This is a genomic window from Clostridium tarantellae (assembly GCF_009295725.1).
Lineage (GTDB): Bacteria > Bacillota > Clostridia > Clostridiales > Clostridiaceae > Sarcina > Sarcina tarantellae.
On sequence record NZ_WHJC01000378.1, the window covers coordinates 1 to 2,770 of the forward strand.

Sequence of the window (2,770 nt, forward strand, 5' to 3'; positions counted from 1 at the left end):
ATGTTATATATAATGTAAATTTAATTAATTAGTTTTTATTTTATACTTAAATTTATTTTATTTTATACTTAAATTTATTTTTAAAAATTTACCTTTTAATATTATTTGATTATATACATATACTATGTTATGATTAGCTTTGTGTTTAATTTACGAAGAATTTATTTTTTTAAAAATTTATTAGATAGAAAGAGGAAATAGAATGAATAATTTAAAATTTGAAGATTTATCTTTAAAAGATAGTATACTTAAAGCTATAAAAGATATGGGCTTTGAAGAACCATCTCAAATACAAGCTGAGAGTATTCCTGTAGCTTTAGAAGGACATGATATAATAGGTCAAGCACAAACTGGAACTGGAAAAACTGCTGCTTTTGGTTGCTCTATTTTAACAAGAATGGAACCTTCTAAAGGTAAAAAATCTCCTAAAGCTCTTATCTTAGCTCCAACACGTGAACTAGCTATACAAGTTAATGAAGAATTAATGAGATTAGGAAAATACGAGAAACTTTCTGTATTACCTATATATGGTGGTCAGCCTATAGACAGACAAATCAGAGCTTTAAAACAAGGGGTTGATATTGTAGTAGGTACTCCTGGTAGAATTTTAGACCATATGAGAAGAAAAAGCTTACAATTAGATACTATCGATTTTCTTGTTTTAGATGAAGCTGATGAAATGTTAAATATGGGATTCATTGATGACTTAGAAGAAATAGTTAAATCCCTTAAGAGCGAAAGACAAACCCTTCTTTTTTCTGCAACAATGCCAGAACCAATAAAAAAATTAGCTAAAAGATATATGAAACAAGATGCTAAGCATATAATAATAAAGAAAAACTCTTTAACTGTTTCTAAGATAACTCAATACTATTTTGAAATAAAACATAAAGATAGATTTGAAACATTATGCAGAGTTATTGATTTTGATGAACCAAACGCAGCTATAATCTTCTGTAAAACTAAAAAAGGTGTTGATGAAGTTGTTGAAGGTATGCAAGCTAGAGGCTATATGGTTGAAGGTATGCATGGAGATATGAGCCAAAATCATAGACTTCAAACATTAAAGAAATTTAAAGAAGGTAATCTTGATTTCCTAGTTGCTACTGATGTTGCTGCAAGAGGAATAGATGTTGAAGGAGTTACTCATGTAATTAACTATGATTTACCTCAAGATAGTGAAAGCTATGTACATAGAATCGGAAGAACTGGTAGAGCTAACAGAGAAGGTATTGCTTACTCATTAGTTACTCCTAAAGAATATATGATGCTTAAGCAAATACAAAAAAGTACTAAAAGTACAATACATAGAAAAAATGTTCCAACTGCTGATGAAATATTTGAAAGTAAATTTAAAAATATGATAACTCAAGTTAAAGAAACTATTGAAAGCAATGATTTCGCTAAATTTGTTCCAATAGCTACAGAATTAGATGAAGAATATAGCTTAGTTGATGTTGCAGCAGCTTTAATGAAAATAGTTTTTGATAAAGAAACTTCTTTTGATTATGAGAAAAACACTTTAGAATCTCCTGCTATGGAAGAAAATAGATTATTCTTCTCTGTTGGTAGAAGAGATGGCTTAACACCTAAATTATTAGTTAACTTCTTAAAAGATACTGCTAGAATAAACCCTAAACAAATAGGTGATATAGATATAAAAGAAAACTTCTGTTTTGCTAATGTAGATTCTGAAATAGTTGATGTAATAATGAAAAAATGTATGGGTAAAAAATTAAATAAAAGAAAAGTAAATATTGAAGTTGCTAAAAAAAGAAAAAAATAAAGAGAGCATTAATTGCTCTCTTTATTTTATATCTCTCCTTGATTTACAACATCCTAAGGACGTTTTACAACAAGATTTATTATTTTGGCAACATTTATTTTTCGTTAATCCCAACTCTAATATTTCTTCTTTAGTGAGATATTTTAATGGAAATTCATTTTCTCCTACTTTTTCATATTCTTTTTTATTTAATAAATCATATTCTTTCAATTTTAAATTCTCCTTCTTATTTTAAAGCTTTATCTGCGCTTCTATTATTGTTAATTCAGCATTTTCATTCCAAATATTACAATTGAAATCACCATAAACTTTTATATTACAATATCCTACTTTACTCAAAATATTGCATATAGTATCTTTTAAAAAAGGTGTTATTCTAATATTTTTATTTACAATTAAATTCACTTCACCCTTTGATATTTTTAAATTATTAATTAATTCCATAGATTCTTTATGTATATTTTTATAATATCTTTCTAAACAAATTTTATTGTTACTATTTAATATTAATGGTAATTGAAAATTTTTAAACTTTAAAATTTTATCATAATTATTTAAAGCAAAAACAAAAACTCCTCTATTTTCTAATATATTTTTTATTTTATTGATTAAATCCTCAAACTCCCAATAAGACTCTAAATATGATATAGAATTATCAATACAAAAAACCTTTTTAAATTTATCTTCTTTAAAAAGAATATTTATATTTCTCATATCCTCATTATAATATTCTATTTTCCTAGAATTAATTTTTTTTTCATATTGAGAAATCATAGCTTCTCTTACATCAATAGATATAATCTGTATTCCTTCTTTAAATAATTCTAAATCATATATACCAGTTGCACAAGATAAGTTTAAAACTTTATCATTTTTATCTAGTCCATAGTTTATAAACTTTAAAACTTGTGGCTGTAACTTAAATATATCATCATATAAATTAGATAGTATATTATAAAAATTCATAAGTGCCACCCCTTATTT

The 2,770-nt window shown here is 25.2% G+C and carries 3 protein-coding genes; 1 reads left to right on the forward strand and 2 read right to left on the reverse strand.

Going from position 1 to position 2,770, the window contains the following annotated elements; translation table 11 throughout:
• The first annotated feature begins 202 nt into the window (after positions 1-202).
• Positions 203-1,786 (forward strand): DEAD/DEAH box helicase, encoded by a 1,584-nt coding sequence (locus tag GBZ86_RS14680; protein ID WP_152891884.1) that lies wholly within the window; start codon positions 203-205, stop codon positions 1,784-1,786.
• Positions 1,787-1,807: 21 nt separating this feature from the next.
• Here GBZ86_RS14680 and GBZ86_RS14685 read toward each other — a convergent pair whose 3' ends face one another.
• Positions 1,808-1,996: a hypothetical protein gene (locus tag GBZ86_RS14685; RefSeq protein ID WP_152891886.1), complete on the reverse strand. Its 189-nt coding sequence runs from the start codon at positions 1,994-1,996 to the stop codon at positions 1,808-1,810.
• Between the two features lie 21 nt (positions 1,997-2,017).
• Positions 2,018-2,752: a methyltransferase domain-containing protein gene (locus GBZ86_RS14690; RefSeq protein WP_152891887.1), complete on the reverse strand. Its 735-nt coding sequence runs from the start codon at positions 2,750-2,752 to the stop codon at positions 2,018-2,020.
• Positions 2,753-2,770: the final 18 nt, after the last annotated feature.